Below are 16,379 nucleotides of genomic sequence, written 5' to 3'. Positions count from 1 at the left end.
TTTCTTCACGGTAAATACCGTTTTGACGCTGACGATGTAGGCTAGCAAATAGCAAGCAAAGGGTAGAATATGGCTGATAAAATCAAGCTAGATATCATTTCTGATGTGGTGTGCCCATGGTGCATTATCGGTTATAAGCGTCTAGAAGAAGCAATCAACGAATTGGGTATTGCCGACAAGGTAGAGATTGAGTGGCAGCCATTCGAACTGAATCCACAGATGCCGGCAGAAGGTGAGAACTTACGTGAACACGTGTTGCGCAAGTACGGCTCTAACCGTGAAGATAGCGAGCGTGCCCGTACTAACATCAAGGCGCTTGGCACAGAGCATGATTTCTCTTTTAACTATAGCGAAGACATGCGCATGGTTAATACCTTCGATGCCCATATGCTGTTGGATCTCGCGCATGAACAGGGGTTGCAGCATCAATTAAAGCAACGCCTGTTTGCCGCATTTTTCAGTGAGCATAAAGACGTCTCAGATCGCCAAGTTTTACTAGCGGAAGCAGGAAGCGTTGGTATTGAGGCAGACACCTCAGTGTTTGAAGATGAGAGCCGTAAAGTGAAGATCCGCAGCGTAGAACAGCAGTGGCGACAACTTGGTATCGAAGGGGTACCAACGGTCATTATTAATCGTGAAAGTGCGATAACTGGCGCTCATCCAGTGGAAAACTATAAACAAGTCTTGTCTCAAGTTATTGAAGCGAATTAATTTTTCCTTATTGGCACTTTGCCTGATTAGTGCAAATAAGGTTTATATAAACGACATATTGGCTTTCGCTAATATTGAATACCTACAATTTAACCGCGAAGAGTTTTACGATGCTTAAGTTTTATTTCCACCAGACCCCAAATCCAATGAAAGTCGCTCTGTTTCTAGCGGAGACTGATCTGCCATTTGAATTGGTAGCTGTTGATACCATGAAAGGGGAACAGCATACACCAGAGTACCGCACCATCAACCCTAATGGCAAAACACCGGCCATCATGGATGACGGTCAGCGTGTATTCGATTCGAGTGCTATCCTAATGTACCTATCAGAAAAGACCGGTAAGCTAGGTGGCCTGCCAGAAGATCGTGCAGAACTTTTATCTTGGATGATGTTCATTGCTTCAGGTCTAGGTCCATTCTCAGGTCAGTCGGTTCATTTTCAGCACAAAGCCCCAGAGTCTATTCCATACGCTCAGAACCGCTATCTACGTGAGGCCCAGCGTCATTACGAAGTATTGGATACGCACTTAGAGGGCCGTGAATTCATCGTTGGTAATGAATATACGATCGCAGATATTTCAGCATGGGGATGGATTGACAAGGCCCGCTTTGTGCTCAATGCAGATGGGCTTGCACCATACCCGAACTTGAAGCGTTGGTTTGAGCAGATAGACAGTCGTCCGGCCGTAGCAAAGGCACGTAATATAGATAGTGAGCTGACATTTAAATCGACTATGGATGATGAGGGACAGCGTGCACTTTACCCATCAAATTTTGCGAAAGAGCAACGTGGTAAATAAGGTGATTTTATGAGTAATTATATTCCACCAGAGGTATGGTCCCATGATTCTGAAAACGGTGGGGAATGGGCCAAGATTAATCGCCCTGTATCAGGTGCCACCCATCAGCAGGCATTACCGGTGGGTAAACACCCATTACAACTCTATTCGATTGCAACCCCAAATGGCCAGAAAGTCACAATTATGTTGGAAGAGTTGTTGGCTGCGGGTTATCCCGAGGCTGAATATGACGCGCATCTTATCCGCATCAGCGAGGGTGACCAGTTTTCTTCAGGCTTTGTTGGGGTTAACCCAAACTCTAAGATCCCTGCGCTGGTTGATTGTAGTGGTGAGCAGCAAATCGAGGTCTTTGAGTCAGCATCTATTCTGATGCACCTAGCCGAGAAATTTGGAGAGTTTCTACCGGTTGACCAACTTCAACGGGTTAACACCTTAAATTGGTTGTTTTGGCTCCATGGCTCAGCGCCTTACCTTGGAGGTGGTTTTGGTCACTTCTACCACTACGCGCCGGAAAAGTTTGAGTATCCAATTAACCGCTTTACGATGGAAGTTAAGCGCCAGCTGGACTTACTAGACAAGCACCTTGCCAATAACCGCTACTTAGCAGGTGATGTGTATACGATTGCTGATATTGCAACTTGGCCATGGTATGGCAACCTGATGTTAGGGAATCTATACAATGCAAAAGAGTTTCTTGGTGTTGATAGCTACCCGAACCTGATGCGTTGGACTAAAGAAATTGCCGATCGCCCAGCAGTTAAGCGTGGCCGAATTGTCAACCGAGTATGGGGAGATGACAACGAGCAGTTGGCTGAGCGTCATGATGCTGTTGACATAACCAAAGTATTAAATAAGTAGTGTATATTTGAAAACTGATGGCAGCCTAATAGCTGAGGGTGGTCTCGCGGCTATTAGGTGCTGGTTACTAAACCGAATGATTTGAAGTAAGCAGTGCTTTTCCTTTTACCTATTAAATCGAATATATTACTTATTATAAATTTGGGTTGAACTTAATCATATGTATTATCATCTTCGTATATATCAAGAAGAGTGAGTATTTCCGATGTTAGTTATTAAAAATATGATCTCTGCTCGATATTTCATTAATTGTGTCAAGAGAAAATCGGACATTTTTTCCTGAGTGGCGATAGTTTATTTGTATCATATTAACAAGTTAATTAGGTTGAATGGTAAATATGAATACATATTACAATATGTAATGTGTCAATTTTTGATTGTTTTGAATGACGATTAGAAGTTAATAATATGAATGTTTTAGCTTTACAGTTGTGTTCTAAAACTATTTTTTCATATAAAAACAAGAAAGATAAAACATAATTATGTCTGAGTTAAAAAGTGATATCACGCTACTTGGCGGAATTGGGATGATGTCTACAACATTGCTTGGCACCGGTCTATTTATGGTACCAGCAATCGCGGCAAGTATTGCAGGGCATGAGATTCTATGGGCATGGTGGTTTCTCATTATTGCGGTGTGTCCTATTGCTATAACATTTGCAGCACTTGGACGCCGCTACCCTCACGCTGGAGGTACAGCGTATTTTGTAAAACAGGCGTTCGGGGAAAGGTTGGAAAAGGCTATAGGGTTACTGTTTATTAGTGTGATACCTGTAGGTATACCAGCGGCAATTACAATTGCTGGTGGTTTTGCACAGCAGTTTTTACCAGATTATTTATCTGGTTCGTTAGTTACTCAACTTCTTGTAGTGATTTTACTCATTATAATTAACTTGATTGGAATAAAGTCTTCAAGTCGGTTTCAAACTTTAATTGCAATCGGAATCATGGTTTTGGTTGCGGCATTCATATGGCGAGCTGAACCAACAAATCTTACTCTTTTCCCAAGTTCAAACCCAATTGAACATGTGTCAAACATTACGATGGCTATTTCGGTGATGTTTTGGTGTTTTGTCGGCATTGAAGCATTCGCCCATATGGGAGAGGATTTTAAAAATCCAGAAAGAGACTACCCAATTTCTATTATTATTGGCTGTTTGGTTGCAGGAACAGTGTATTACCTGTTTTCTACGTTGATCCTTGAATTTCATGCTTATGGTAGTGGTAATGTTAATATCACGTCAATACCTTTGTTAACGAGTAAGCTATTTGGATCAGGTGCTATATGGATAATTAGTGTTGTTGGATTCCTCGCTTGTTTTTCGACTATTAACTTATACACTCAAAGTTTATCTCGTATGGTTTGGTCACTTGCAAGGGAATATCGGCCAGAAAGTAAGCTTGCAATGATTTCAAATAATGGAGTGCCTAAACAGGCGACACTATTTGTTGGGGCAATATTAGTGGTATCATGCGTATTGGGTGATATATTCGATGTTGATACTGAAGCATTTCTCACTTTGGCGAATAGTATCTTTGTTCTTATCTACCTATTTGCAATGTGGAGTGCAGTAAAACTCCTTAAAAAAACAGCAAAGATAGTGGCTGTAATTGGAATGGTCATTTGCATACTAGTGTTCATTTTTATTGGTATTTCCATGTTATATTCAGTGTGTTTACTTGGCGTATTGTGGTGGGCTGTACCAAAGCTTGAAGGAGTTTGGAACTACTCAAATATAACTTAATAATACAATTTAATGGATCTCGTTGTTGAATGTTAGCGGCGTGATTCCAATATGAAATGATCTGAGGTATTTGATTGGCCTATCGAAAATGGTTGATACTTTGCATTTTTAATATCGTGTCTGTTATAAAGTTTACGGGAGGTCTGTTTTTTCAGTCGCTTCGTGACTTAAGCAGTGAAAGCTTCTTTGGTAATCTCTCGATATAAGTACAATCAGGCACCACCTGCACGTATGAACTGCGCCAGCTGGACTGAACACTTCACTAAGCGATTTTCTAATACAAAATGTTATTCGTACCTTTCTAATTGAAGTAATTGCTCTAAGACGGTTCTGTCCAGCTTCGAGCTAGCTACCCAGGCTAGCTCATGTGATCACCAAGCGATTCTGTCGTATGTTAACTACCAAGCGACTTTGTCATTACGTTAACTACCGAGGGAATTTGACGGAACTCATTTAGCGTACCTTTTAAAGTAATTAATGGAGCTTTAAAAGGTGCTAAGGATGTTCTACATGGATTCCAAATCCCAGTTCACTGTCGATATTATTGCCAAAGTTATCGACGGCAGAATGAGTATCAATAGCGCCGCAACCTTGCTCAGCAAGTCACGCAGAACAATCGAACGTTACTTGAACCGTTATCGGAAAGAAGGCATTCAATTCGTTATTCATGGCAACAAAGGCCGTGCTCCTGTTAATAAAATCCCAGAGTCGCTCAAGAAAGAGGTGCAAAACCTCATCCAGACCAAGTATTACGACTTCAACCTGCAACACCTATCAGAGCTCCTGGCGAAGAATGAAGGACTCTCAATCAAACGTGAAACCCTGCGGTCGTGGGCCCATGATATCCATCACGTGAAGCGTGCCAAGCGACGCAGAAGCCGAGTCCGAAAGTATCGTGAGCGTATGGAATCGCCTGGGCTCATGTTGCAAATGGATGGTAGCCCCCATCGCTGGTTCGGTGATGAACGGTCTTGCCTGATTGCCATCATTGATGATGCCACCAGTGATATCCATGCTGAGTTTTTCCCGTCTGAAACCACGGAAGGGTGCATGAAAGTGATGCGGGCTTATATCGAAAAACGAGGCATATTCAAAACCCTTTACGTGGATAGAGCCGGTATTTTTGGCGGCCCTAAGCGCAGCAACTTCTCGCAAATGCAGCGTGCCTGTGAGGAGCTCGGTATCGAGATTATTTTCGCCAACTCACCACAGGGCAAAGGGCGTATAGAGCGATCCTTCGATACCTTCCAAGATCGGCTTGTGCCTGAACTTCGATTAAACAAAGTCACGGATATGGCAAGTGCTAATCGGTATCTACAAGAAGAGTTCATCCCAAACTACTGGGCAAAACACGTCATGGTTCAGCCGAAAAGCGTACGCTCGGCCTTTAAGCGTTTACCAGATGATTTAGACCTCAACACTATCTGTGTGCAAAAAGAGTACCGCAAGATACGGCGAGATCACACGTTCAGCTTCGATAACAAGATGTACGTTATCGACTCGCCTATCCGTTATTCGATAGTCAACCAACAGGTGGAAATCCGCTGTCAGTTCGACGGCACCTTCTCTGCCTATTTTGGCCACCGTCGGCTCGATATAACGGAACTCGTTGAGCCCCGAAAATGCAGTGAATATGGCAAAGAGGTTCAGCGGAAAATAGAAGCATTAGAGCTCGTTGAACAACTTGGAAGTATCTCTAAAGCCGCCCGTATCCTTGGCTGCTCCCGCCAATCCCTTTACACCTATCAGAAAATAATGGCCGAGGAAGGGCCTATGGGGTTAAAGCGCATCAATAAACCCCTCAAGCGCAGTAAGAATCGCATACCAGAGCACGCAGAAGACAAGATTATCGAGCTGACGCTGCTGAACCCTCATGCGACATTAATGCAATTAATGATGGAGTTAAAACAACATGACATCACCGTGAGTATCGGCACGATTAAAAACATCTGGAAGGAAGAAAAACTCAATACTAGGGAGCTTAGGATTAAAAAATCACAATCGATGAATATCGACGTGTAAGGCGAGTGAGCAACATGGGAACTAGAATATAGGAGCATGACAGAATCGGTTGGTATTTATCCCGTCATGTTCCCTCAGTAATGACATACCCAGGCTAGCTCATACCCAGGCTAGCTCATCGATCACGGCAAACACACCTTTGCGCAATAATTTGTTTCAAAGGCTCTTTCTGGGACAACAGATTCTAGACTCAATCTATATCTCTACTCAAGCGGCAAAGTTGATAGGCTCTACTTCGTTAAGCAATTTTAACTACTAGTGATATCAATTGGTGAATATTTATTCAATATACATAGGGCATATAATTGAGTTATGCCCTTCGCTTTTTTTAATCATTGGGAGGGAAGATGAAAATAGGTAAAAGTGTTTCAGAGGAAGATATTGCAAAATCATAATCATTAAACGCATCAACCCATTGGTAAGATACTGAATGTATACTGACAACATTTAAAGATTAAAACCGATATTAGGAAAAACCTACGTGATTCATTTTCATAATTCGCTCCAGACACTGATGTCTTGCTTGGTGATGAGTACAAGATTTGTTTCGATGGAGAGAGTATATGGAGAATGCACAATTAATTGAAATTATCAAAAATTATATTATTGATAATTTAAAATTATAACATAAGAGGGGTAAGAGAACGTAGCCATGGACAAGCGCAAAGGCAAAGGAGACAATCAGCCGGTGTTCAAAGGAAGGTTACCCCCTGCATTATCATGAACTCTCTGTCTATAACAGAAGCCAGGAAACTGGTTTTACTTTCCCAAGGCTTGCCGGCTAAACCACAGAAAGCCAGTGCTTACGAAAAGACTTATTCAGCATTGGCACGGCTTGGCTACGTGCAAATAGATACGATTTCAGTTGTCCAGCGCGCCCACCACCATACCCTATGGAGCAGAAACCCTGAGTATCAACCTCAACATTTAGATCAATTGGTTAAAGATAAGCTGGCATTCGAGTATTGGTCGCATGCGGCATCTTATCTGCCGATGGACGCCTACCGGTTTAGTTTGCCCCGTAAGCTAGCGATTCGCTCTGGCGTGCAGAACCACTGGTTCAAGAAAGATCCCAAGCTGATGTCCAATGTCCTCAAACGTATAGCGTCGGACGGGCCGTTAATGGCTAAAGACTTCGAGTCTAAACTTGCCAAAAAAACGGGGTGGGAGAGCAAACCCACCAAGCAGGCATTAGAAATGCTCTATATGCAGGGGGATTTGATGATCACTGAGCGTCGCAACTTCCACAAGGTATACGATCTTACCGAGCGGGTTTTGCCGACACACATTGATACGTCAATACCCAGTGAGCAGGAATATTCCCGTTTTCTTGTTCTTAGCTTTCTTAAGTCACATGCTATCGGCACCTTGGGTGAAATCACCTATTTACTTAAAGGGGTGAAGGCGCAGGTTTCGGTTGCGTTGGACGAGCTATTGGAAAACCGGGAGGTTGAAAGGGTTAAGGTCAGCAACGTTGACTATTACGTTCGCCCTGAATCATTGGCTCTGCTTAACCAGCGCCTTTCCCGTAAAACGGCCAAGATCCTTTCTCCGTTTGATAACCTGCTGATCCAAAGGGGCAGGGCAAACTCGATTTTCAACTTCGACTACCAATTGGAATGTTACGTGCCAGCGGCAAAGCGTAAGTTTGGCTATTTTTGTTTGCCGATACTATGGGATGGCAGGTTGGTTGCAAGGGCGGACTGTAAAGTGAATAGGAAGGCATCTAGGCTTGAGGTGATCCATTTGTTCCTGGAAAGCTCATTAAAGGCAAAAGAGGCTTTTTTAGCAGCACTCGATCTAGAGCTGCAAGCTTTTGCAAAATTCAATCAATGCGGTGGATATACAATAGTGAAAACGTCCACCACACCGTATTAGTTATCTGTGCTTTTCTTGTATTTAGATTTTCGCAATAGCATTTTTTCCAAATCCTGAATCGCTGTCGAGAGCTTGATGCCGCTGGTGATCAGCCCATGCTCATGGAACAAGATGGAAGGGATCCGCTTTAAGTTGTACCGAGAGCAATCAGCAGCGGTTGTGATGATGATTTCCACCCCTGATAGCTCTGTATCATGTAACCAGCCAAGCTGGTGCTCAGAGCACACAACAGTGACCCTGCCCACATTCTCGGATTGCCAGCGATTACAATACATCGAATCCTTTGTCTGTAAATTCGACATGTCATCCCTTAGTTATTTTTTATACCAGTAATTATTTTACTGTCTTTAGAAGGAGTTAAAGTTAGAGTTATGTCAGTAGAGCGTTAGAATTTTACTCAATTCTCATATGTGAGACGGCTTTAGAAGAAGAAAACACTGATGAGCATTGAGGCTGCGTGGGCTAACAGCCTCAAGTTTTGTATGGGGAGTTAGACAACAGCAGCTTGGTATTCAGCAAAGCGAATCCCCATTGCACTCAAGCTGGATTTGATAAGTTGCAAATCGATGAACTGAAAATCACGGTTTTGCTTTTCAGGAAACAGGCGGTGAATGTCTGCAGCGGTTAGCGTTAAGTGGCTTGGGTTCGGGTTGCAAAGGATTTGATAGCGCTCAATGGCTTGCTCGATGGTATTGAGTGATGCCATATCCAGTCCATCCTGCTGATTAAGTAACACAATGCTCCGGTATGGCGTTTCGTGCGGCTTAACGCTACCCGCCAAAGGATGTGAGACTAACCGTGCGCCAAGGTGAATTTTGTCTCGCGCTAACGTCAGTACATCCAGAATATGATCCCGGTGTGTAATGGTGACATGGGGGGATAGGGTCGCAAGGCTCAAGTTGTTGCTGATAATTTCTAGTCTGTCGTATCTCACGTTCTTGTCCATTATTGTTTTAATATACCGCCGTATTATAGATTTATTTTCAATGCACAAATTTGATCTTGTTGGATATTCTTTGCGAAAAATATAACGGTCAAACAAAGTAAATAGTTAAGAAAAGTCAAAATATGAGTAATGTTAATTGGCTGTAATTAATCTGTATTGGAAAATGATAAAAGCATAAAATGGAAAATTATACACAAGCAGAATAATGTTAACTAACGCACACTTAAATACATTGTGTTGCATAATATTTTCACTTTGCCCGCAAGCTCACACAACGATTATTTTTGGCTTTAACTCAATGATTGATATGAGTATATTGGCTCCAACGAAACGCGGAAGTGGATGGGGTCTGGTGGCCCTCCCGGTCTTCAAAACCGACGTGAGCTGAATAGGCTTTGGCAGGTTCGATTCCTGCTCCTTCCGCCAACTCATTTCTAAATATTCGGAAATTATAAAATATCAATTTTCCGTTTGTTTTATTCAGGGGTGAAAAATGACGGCGGCATTTTAATACCACTGATTTTATATCAAGTCTTCATCTATTATTGTCCCTGACTTTTTCTAAGCCCTACTTAATTCATAACTGTTAGCATGTTTGGTCTGACGGTTTTATTTTTAACTATTGGGGCTTTATCATGGCAATAAGCACCTTATCGTCAATTCCACAAATTGAGAAAATCCTCCAGCAAGCTTTCCTGGCACCTTTCATCGAGCGCTTGAGCCGCCCTGTAGTGGCCGATGCCGTCCGCGAGCAAGTGGCTCGTTATAAAAGGTGGCACCTGCAAGACCCTGAAAATCACCTCTTCTCGCTTGAACAGCTATATCACAATATTGAGCAGGGTTGTTGGCTACTAAACCAGCAGCGTTTGCAGCGGGTGGTAAATGGTACAGGGGTCATTGTTCATACCAATTTGGGGCGCTCGCCGATCAATGCTGAACTCTGGCAACAGGTCACCGAGGTGAATACCCATTACAGTAATTTGGAAATAGACCTGAGTACCGGCAAGCGAGGAAAGCGCAAAGGACTACTCCAACAACTGATGCAATATCTCACTAAAGCTGAGAACACGTTGGTAGTGAATAACAATGCCTCATCCATCTATTTGTTGTTGCACGAACTCGCCAAAGGTAAAGAAGTGATTGTATCTCGCGGCGAGCAAATTCAGATCGGTGGTGGCTTTAGGATCCCAGATATCCTTGCTTTATCTGGCGCCAAGCTGGTGGAAGTGGGGACGACCAACATCACAACCACACAAGATTACCTTGACGCCATCACTGATGAGACAGCGATGGTGTTGATAGTGCATACCTCTAATTTCAAGATCCGGGGGTTTACGGAATCTCCGGATGTGAAAGAGCTGGCGAGTGCACTGCCAGGGCATGTGATCCTGGCCGTTGATCAGGGCTCTGGTACAACAACCGAGCAGATGCCGGATGAACCGAGCGTAGCCAGTTATATCGACGCAGGAGCGGATCTGGTGTGTTACTCGGGAGATAAGATCCTCGGCGGGCCACAGGCTGGCATGATTTCAGGCAAAGATGGACTGATTAAACAACTTGAGAAAAATCCGATGATGCGTGCTTTTCGCCCTAGCCGTATCGTGTATTCATTGCTGGAGGAGTTGGTGGTGAGAAAGCTCAACCAACAGCAAGAGGGAGAAGGTGTCGCGGAAACCAAAAGCCATGTTGACCTTCCGTTGCTGGAGCAAAGGGCACAGGCACTTGCCGATGGCTTCAACGACCACATTACGGTTGTTCAGTCAGAGATGACAGTAGGTGGCGGATCGCTGCCTGATCAGGATGATCCCTCATGGTCAGTTCAGATCAACCCTAGCCAGCCTGTTTACCAGCGATCACCAGAGAAACTATTAGCCGTGATGAGACAATGGCCGCTGCCAGTGATTGGGGTGATCAAGCGTGACAAGGTTCAGCTCAATATGGCAACGATAGAAGCGTCAGAAATACCCTATTTGCGTAGCCAGCTGGCGGAGGTGTTGCTATGAGTTATGTTGTTGGCACGGCGGGGCACGTCGATCATGGGAAATCAGCGTTGATCAAGGCGCTTACCGGGATAGATACGGCGCACTTGCCACAAGAGAAAAAGCGAGGCATGACCATTGATTTGGGCTTTGCCTACTTCAAACACCAAAATGGTGAGCCAGTTGGGGTGATTGATGTCCCGGGTCATGAACGCTTTATTCGCAACATGGTCGCCGGGGTATGGAGCCTCGATATGGTGTTGTTTGTGGTGGCAGCCGATGAAGGCTGGATGCAGATGTCGACTGACCATTTAAAGGTGATAGCCTCGATGGGCATTGAGAATGTCACTTTGGTGATCACCAAATCTGATTTGGTCGATGAAGATATGTTGGCCCTCGTCGAAGAGGAATCGCTTGAGCAGTTTCTCGATATAGCGGGTTTTATCCCTGACTCGGTCACGGTATCAGCCCACCAAGGCAAAGGGGTTGATGGTCTGCGCCAGCATATTTGCCAGAAGCTAGATAAAACAGTTAACGAAGAACGCGAAGACAATGAGCGTCACGGCCACTTGTACATTGACCGCGTGTTTACGGTTAATGGTGTCGGTACCACGGTGACCGGAAGCCTTTGCGGCGGGGAGTTTGCTGTCGGCCAAAAGCTGTTCATGCAGCCTGGTGGGCGTGAAGTGCAGGTGAAAAGCTTGCAGTCCTATCATCAGAATATTGAATTGGCCAAGCCGGTATCACGTGTGGCAATTGGCCTGAAGGGCATCAAGAAAAAAGAGGTTGAGCGTGGCTTCTGCTTAACCAGCCGGAAAGAGACGCCCTTTGTCACCGATGAGCTGATCATCCGCCTCGATAGCCAGCTATTTGAAAGCTCTTCACCTGGAAGGCAGTGCAGAAATAACAGTGAAGTCGAAGTCGCCTTTGGTACTTTCAATACGCTCGCCAAAATATTTGTTTTCAAGGGAACCAATCTTGCCAGGCTTCGCTTGAAAGAGGCTGCGAGCTGTTTCTGGAACCAGCGAGCCCTGCTGATCCAGCATGGTGGTAGCCGTATCCTCAATTGCGGAGCCATTGTATGGTCGGGAGCTGTAGAAAAGAGCCATCGCAATAAACTCTATGATCTCTTGATGGCGATGCCACAGCATCCTGCGTGGGAAGACTACGTCACGATCAATATGGCTTTGTACGGTTTTGCCAAACGGGGTGAACAATCTCTGGATGAGTCAGAGTATAAAGTGTGTGGCGACTGGTTATTTACCGAGGAGTGCTATAGCCAAACCTACCAGCAGGTTGAGGCGCTTTTAAAGCAAGGCCAAATTGATTTGTCGGCCATTGAGCTGAGCGGCAAATTACAAATGGCAGTCGCCCCATTGTCGGCTGTGCTTGATGTGCTGGTTCAAGAAGGCAAGCTGAGACAATGTAATGAGCTCTACTCACTAGGTAGTGGGCAGAATGAAGCCCAGTTGTCGCCAACAGCCAAGAAGATCCTTGAGCATATGGATCAAGCCGGCAAGCAAGGTTATGAAGCGGACAAAGAAAAAATTCCTGGTGCCCAAAAAGAGCTGAGAAACCTCGTCAGGCTTGGTTTTGCGGTACCGATGGAAGGGAAAATATATTACCTCGCATCAATTTACGAAGGTTTGGTACAAGACCTACTTCACTGTCGGCGAGAAGGGGAGCGTTTTGCTATCTCGGAGGCAAGGGAGCGAACAGGGCTATCCCGAAAATACATGATCCCGCTGCTCAACCGCATGGAGGCCGATGGCTGGATCAAACGGGTTGATAATGACAGGGAAGTACTGAAGGCATTGGATACAGCGTGTGTTTAGTTAAACGACGATACGGTTGCTAGCATAACGAAGCCTATTCTCATCTTGAGCATAGGCTTTTTTGTTGTCGTTGATTGTTGAAAGAACGTTATTACCCATGTAAAAGATATGGATTTATCCTATAAGCTCGCTAATATAAAAACTCATCAGATCTTATAGCCAGGGAGGCGTACGATGTTGCTGACTAATTTTCATACCCATTGCCATTACTGTGATGGCAAAGGCTCACCACTTGAGATGGTCGAACAGGCCAAGCAACTCAATTTCAAAGCTATCGGCTTTAGCTCTCACGCTCCTCTGCCATTTGAAAATGACTTCTGTATGCAGCAGGAAAATCTTGAAGCGTATGTACGGGATATCATGGCGTTAAAGGCTGACAATGACATTGAGGTCTATCTGGGGTTGGAGGTTGATTATATTCGAGGCCTGCTCTCACCGAGTGAAAAAATGTGGGATGACTTGGGTCTGGATTATAAAATTGGCTCGGTTCATACCTTAGCGGCCCCTGATGAGCGCTACCCGATGCTGAGCTTTGATGGCCCTCATGATGAGTTCAAGATGTTATTAAATGAGGTCTATCAAGGTAGTGCCCGGGATATGATTGAAACCTATTTTCAGCGAGTTAGTCAGCTCTGCGCAGAAGGTGGATTTGATATTCTCGGCCATTACGATTTGGTCAAAAAGCATAACAAGGCACTGCAGTTTTTTGATGAGACCTCTCCCTGGTACAAAGATATTGCCATTTCAACCTTAGATGACGTCGCTAAATCCGGTGTTATCTTGGAAGTGAATTATGGTGGTATGTTGCGTGGCGCGACTGATGATGTCTATCCGTCCCCTTGGCTGTTAAAAGAAGCAAGAGACAGACACATCCCAATTCAAATTAACGCCGATGCCCACGCGCCACATCATTTGGGCGTCCACCATCAATACTGCCGGGAGATCCTTCTGGAAGTTGGATACCAAGAGCAGAGAGTGCTGCTTGGAGGGAGGTGGCAAGATATCGCACTATGAAGCGGACCTATTTGACGTAGTTGGTGATCATCGTTGAAATATATTCTTCAGCCATTGGCTCTCCACACATAAGCTGGTGGTTAAGCAACCCTAACATGATGGTGTAGAGCGGGTTGCTGTGCTCTGCCGACACATACTCAGACAGTAATTTAATGTACTTTTGGTTTGCGAGGATCATGCAAGGATCACTTGAGGTGTTCTCTATGCCGATGACTTCAATATAGTCTGCGACGAGTTGCATCTCTTGAAAGTAGCGGGGAGCCATTTGCTGGAAAATCAAAGTGAAGTTTTCCACCCGCTGCTGTTGCGTGGCTTCTTGTGAGCCTGGCCTTTGTGAAAGCACTGCCGCATCAAAATTGACTATCGCTTCGGTTGCTGCCCGAAATAGTTCATCTTTGCTCTTGTAGTAATAGTAAACCGCACTTTTGCTCATGCTAAGCTGCTCGCACAGCTGGCGCATTCCAATGTTTTTATAACCATAATCGAGGAAGATCGCAGCTGCTTTGAGTGCGATCTCTTGTCGTCTTTTGTCATGGTCAACGATCTTTGGCATGTCTATTTTCTCCTGGCTAACTATTCGCTTGCCTCGTTATGAGCACTGGAAGTAATTCTATCAAACAATCTTTATTTAGACCATTTGGACAAAAAAGATCTTTACCTGAGGGGAGGATCGAATTATCTTAAAAAGACCAAGTGGTCTAAAAAGAGGTTTTTATGAATATTGATTGGAATGTGCCAGAGGCAAGGAAGGGGGTATACGGCGGAATTGATAAGCTGATAGGGCCTGGTGCAACCAAGGCTGAGAAGTATTTGCAGCTGTATTTACCATTTGCTGCTTGCTTGGTTTTATTGGCATGCGCCTATTATTGGCAACTTGGCTGGGGCTGGTCGCAATATTTGGTTGCAGGCTTACTCGCTGTCGATATTGTCGGCGGGATCATCACCAATGCGACTTCTAGTGCAAAACGTTGGTTCCACCGAGAAGGCGAAGGATTTAAGCAACATATGGGATTCATCAGTGTGCATTTTTTGCAGCTTTCGCTGTTTAGCTGGGCGTTTTTAGATATTGATTTAGTGTGGGTTGTGTTCACCGGTGCTTACATGATGCTGGCCTGTATAGCTATTCTCAACGTTCCATTGTACTTGCAGCGGCCAGTTGCTTTGGTTTTGTATTCGCTGAGTATCGTGCTGGTGACATATTGCTGGCAGGCTCCGCAAGGTATGGAGTGGTTTTTACCTCTGTTCTACTTGAAGCTACTTATTAGTCACATATTGCGAGAAGAGCCATACCGACCAGAATGGGAAGAGGGTAATTTAAAGCCATGATCAATAAAGTCAAACAACGTATTCTCATCATAGGTTCCACAGGATACCTGGGCTCGCATTTGGTAAAACAACTGCAGCTAAGCAAAGCCGATTTTAAAGCCTTGGCAAGGAACAAGGTGAAGTTGCTCGCTCAAGGAGTAGATGCCACACAGGTTATTGAAGCAAAGGTTACAAGCCCAGAAGAGCTAAGAGGGTGTTGCGATGGATTTGATGTGGTGATTTCATGCCTTGGTATTACCAAGCAGCGTGACAGCCTTGGGTACATGGATGTTGATTATCAAGCTAACCTTAATGTGCTTTTGGAAGCAGAGAGAGCTGGAGTTAACAAATTTATCTATATCTCTGCCTTCAACGCTGATAAGTATCCTAGTGTAAGGCTATTGAACGCCAAAGAACGTTTTACTAAACGACTCCTAGGCTCTGCGTTTTTGACCCCATGTGTTATAAGGCCAAATGGTTTTTTCTCTGACATTGAAGAGGTGTATAGAATGGCTCAGAAAGGCCGGGTCTATCTTTTCGGCCGGGGTGAAACAAAGGTCAACCCTATTCATGGTGACGACTTGGCTGCGTTTTGTTTGGAGGCGATTGAAAGAAAAGAACAGCAGCTTGAAGTGGGTGGACCGGAAGTCCTATCTGGAAGGCAAATTGCTGAACTGGCTTTTGATGCTCAAGATAAAGTACCTCGAATAACCTACCTGCCAGATTGGATTCGCAGATTAACGCTATGGGTAGTAAAAGGGTTGCCAGAAAAGTGGGGAGGGTCAGCAGAGTTCTTCTTGACGATGATGGCAGAAGATACAGTCGCTCCTAAGTATGGCAGGCACTTACTTAAGGAGCACTTTTCTCGCTTAACGTAAATTTTTAGGCTATATCTGGCCAATAATAGTTAGAGCACAGTTCTCTATAAGCCCTGCTTCTATAATGGGTTGTAGGTTAACCATTGAGGGATTGCTGATGCTAAATGAAAACCATGCGTTTATTTTAGATTTTCCTGAGCTCAAACTAGATATTGTTCAACTCAATCACGATGACCCAAGGTTCAAAGCTGAGCTGCAGCGCTACCACGAACTTGATTACAATATTCGTCAGTTGGAAATCTCTGGTAGCCCAATTGATGACACCAGTATGCATGACTTGAAACACCAGCGTATGGTGCTGAAAGATACGCTTTATAAGCAGCTTACTCAGCATCATGAGCAGGCCAGAAAATAATCACATTCATTCAATGATTTAGATCCATATCCTAGTATCAACGCCATGATAGT

The 16,379-nt window shown here is 44.4% G+C and carries 15 protein-coding genes and 1 tRNA gene; 13 read left to right on the top strand and 3 right to left on the bottom strand.

Going from position 1 to position 16,379, the window contains the following annotated elements; genetic code table 11:
- Nucleotides 1–69 precede the first annotated feature (69 nt).
- From ACXAGQ_RS20555 to ACXAGQ_RS20530, 6 genes are all read left to right on the top strand, one after another.
- Nucleotides 70–711: a DsbA family oxidoreductase gene (locus tag ACXAGQ_RS20555; protein ID WP_475256375.1), complete on the top strand. Its 642-nt coding sequence runs from the start codon at nucleotides 70–72 to the stop codon at nucleotides 709–711.
- 110 nt (nucleotides 712–821) lie between these two features.
- Entirely contained in the window at nucleotides 822–1,511 is a 690-nt protein-coding gene (locus ACXAGQ_RS20550) for a glutathione S-transferase family protein (protein ID WP_475256373.1), read from the top strand.
- 9 nt (nucleotides 1,512–1,520) lie between these two features.
- Nucleotides 1,521–2,369, top strand: a complete 849-nt coding sequence (gene yghU / locus ACXAGQ_RS20545) for a glutathione-dependent disulfide-bond oxidoreductase (protein ID WP_475256371.1) — start codon at nucleotides 1,521–1,523, stop codon at nucleotides 2,367–2,369.
- A 482-nt stretch (nucleotides 2,370–2,851) separates the two neighbouring features.
- On the top strand, nucleotides 2,852–4,114 hold the full coding sequence (gene yjeH / locus ACXAGQ_RS20540) for an L-methionine/branched-chain amino acid transporter (RefSeq protein ID WP_475256370.1): 1,263 nt from the start codon (nucleotides 2,852–2,854) through the stop codon (nucleotides 4,112–4,114).
- A gap of 501 nt (nucleotides 4,115–4,615) precedes the next feature.
- Complete coding sequence (locus ACXAGQ_RS20535; RefSeq protein WP_475250885.1) at nucleotides 4,616–6,136, top strand: ISNCY family transposase; 1,521 nt, start codon at nucleotides 4,616–4,618, stop codon at nucleotides 6,134–6,136.
- 720 nt (nucleotides 6,137–6,856) lie between these two features.
- Nucleotides 6,857–8,014: a winged helix-turn-helix domain-containing protein gene (locus ACXAGQ_RS20530; protein ID WP_475256368.1), complete on the top strand. Its 1,158-nt coding sequence runs from the start codon at nucleotides 6,857–6,859 to the stop codon at nucleotides 8,012–8,014.
- Here the strand turns inward: ACXAGQ_RS20530 and ACXAGQ_RS20525 are convergent.
- Nucleotides 8,011–8,316 (bottom strand): hypothetical protein, encoded by a 306-nt coding sequence (locus ACXAGQ_RS20525; protein ID WP_475256366.1) that lies wholly within the window; start codon nucleotides 8,314–8,316, stop codon nucleotides 8,011–8,013. The genes ACXAGQ_RS20530 and ACXAGQ_RS20525 overlap by 4 nt on opposite strands.
- A 188-nt stretch (nucleotides 8,317–8,504) precedes the next feature.
- Nucleotides 8,505–8,948: a GrdX family protein gene (locus ACXAGQ_RS20520; RefSeq protein ID WP_475256364.1), complete on the bottom strand. Its 444-nt coding sequence runs from the start codon at nucleotides 8,946–8,948 to the stop codon at nucleotides 8,505–8,507.
- Nucleotides 8,949–9,294: 346 nt separating this feature from the next.
- On the opposite strand from ACXAGQ_RS20520, the gene ACXAGQ_RS20515 reads away from it, so the two are divergent.
- The 4 genes from ACXAGQ_RS20515 (at nucleotide 9,295) to ACXAGQ_RS20500 (ending at nucleotide 13,788) form a co-directional block, all read left to right on the top strand.
- Nucleotides 9,295–9,386, top strand: a tRNA-Sec gene (locus tag ACXAGQ_RS20515).
- 209 nt (nucleotides 9,387–9,595) lie between these two features.
- On the top strand, nucleotides 9,596–10,963 hold the full coding sequence (gene selA, locus ACXAGQ_RS20510) for an L-seryl-tRNA(Sec) selenium transferase (RefSeq protein WP_475256363.1): 1,368 nt from the start codon (nucleotides 9,596–9,598) through the stop codon (nucleotides 10,961–10,963).
- Nucleotides 10,960–12,774 (top strand): selenocysteine-specific translation elongation factor, encoded by a 1,815-nt coding sequence (gene selB, locus ACXAGQ_RS20505; RefSeq protein WP_475256361.1) that lies wholly within the window; start codon nucleotides 10,960–10,962, stop codon nucleotides 12,772–12,774. The genes selA and selB overlap by 4 nt, the downstream gene beginning before the upstream one ends.
- A 174-nt stretch (nucleotides 12,775–12,948) precedes the next feature.
- Entirely contained in the window at nucleotides 12,949–13,788 is an 840-nt protein-coding gene (locus ACXAGQ_RS20500) for a histidinol-phosphatase (RefSeq protein WP_475256359.1), read from the top strand.
- A gap of 7 nt (nucleotides 13,789–13,795) precedes the next feature.
- Here ACXAGQ_RS20500 and ACXAGQ_RS20495 read toward each other — a convergent pair whose 3' ends face one another.
- Nucleotides 13,796–14,341 carry a TetR/AcrR family transcriptional regulator gene (locus ACXAGQ_RS20495; protein ID WP_475256357.1) on the bottom strand — a complete coding sequence of 182 codons (546 nt, stop codon included), beginning with the start codon at nucleotides 14,339–14,341 and terminating at the stop codon, nucleotides 13,796–13,798.
- Nucleotides 14,342–14,502: 161 nt separating this feature from the next.
- On the opposite strand from ACXAGQ_RS20495, the gene ACXAGQ_RS20490 reads away from it, so the two are divergent.
- The 3 genes from ACXAGQ_RS20490 (at nucleotide 14,503) to ACXAGQ_RS20480 (ending at nucleotide 16,326) form a co-directional block, all read left to right on the top strand.
- Complete coding sequence (locus ACXAGQ_RS20490) at nucleotides 14,503–15,114, top strand: hypothetical protein (RefSeq protein ID WP_475256356.1); 612 nt, start codon at nucleotides 14,503–14,505, stop codon at nucleotides 15,112–15,114.
- Nucleotides 15,111–15,971, top strand: coding sequence for an SDR family oxidoreductase (locus ACXAGQ_RS20485; protein ID WP_475256354.1), 861 nt, complete (start codon nucleotides 15,111–15,113; stop codon nucleotides 15,969–15,971). The genes ACXAGQ_RS20490 and ACXAGQ_RS20485 overlap by 4 nt, the downstream gene beginning before the upstream one ends.
- Before the next feature lie 97 nt (nucleotides 15,972–16,068).
- Nucleotides 16,069–16,326 (top strand): HP1242/YdcH family protein, encoded by a 258-nt coding sequence (locus ACXAGQ_RS20480; RefSeq protein WP_475256353.1) that lies wholly within the window; start codon nucleotides 16,069–16,071, stop codon nucleotides 16,324–16,326.
- The last annotated feature ends 53 nt before the right edge of the window (nucleotides 16,327–16,379 follow it).

Source organism: Photobacterium sp. ABD4_091 (genome assembly GCF_056160145.1).
This window is presented reverse-complemented; position numbering and strand designations above follow the sequence as displayed.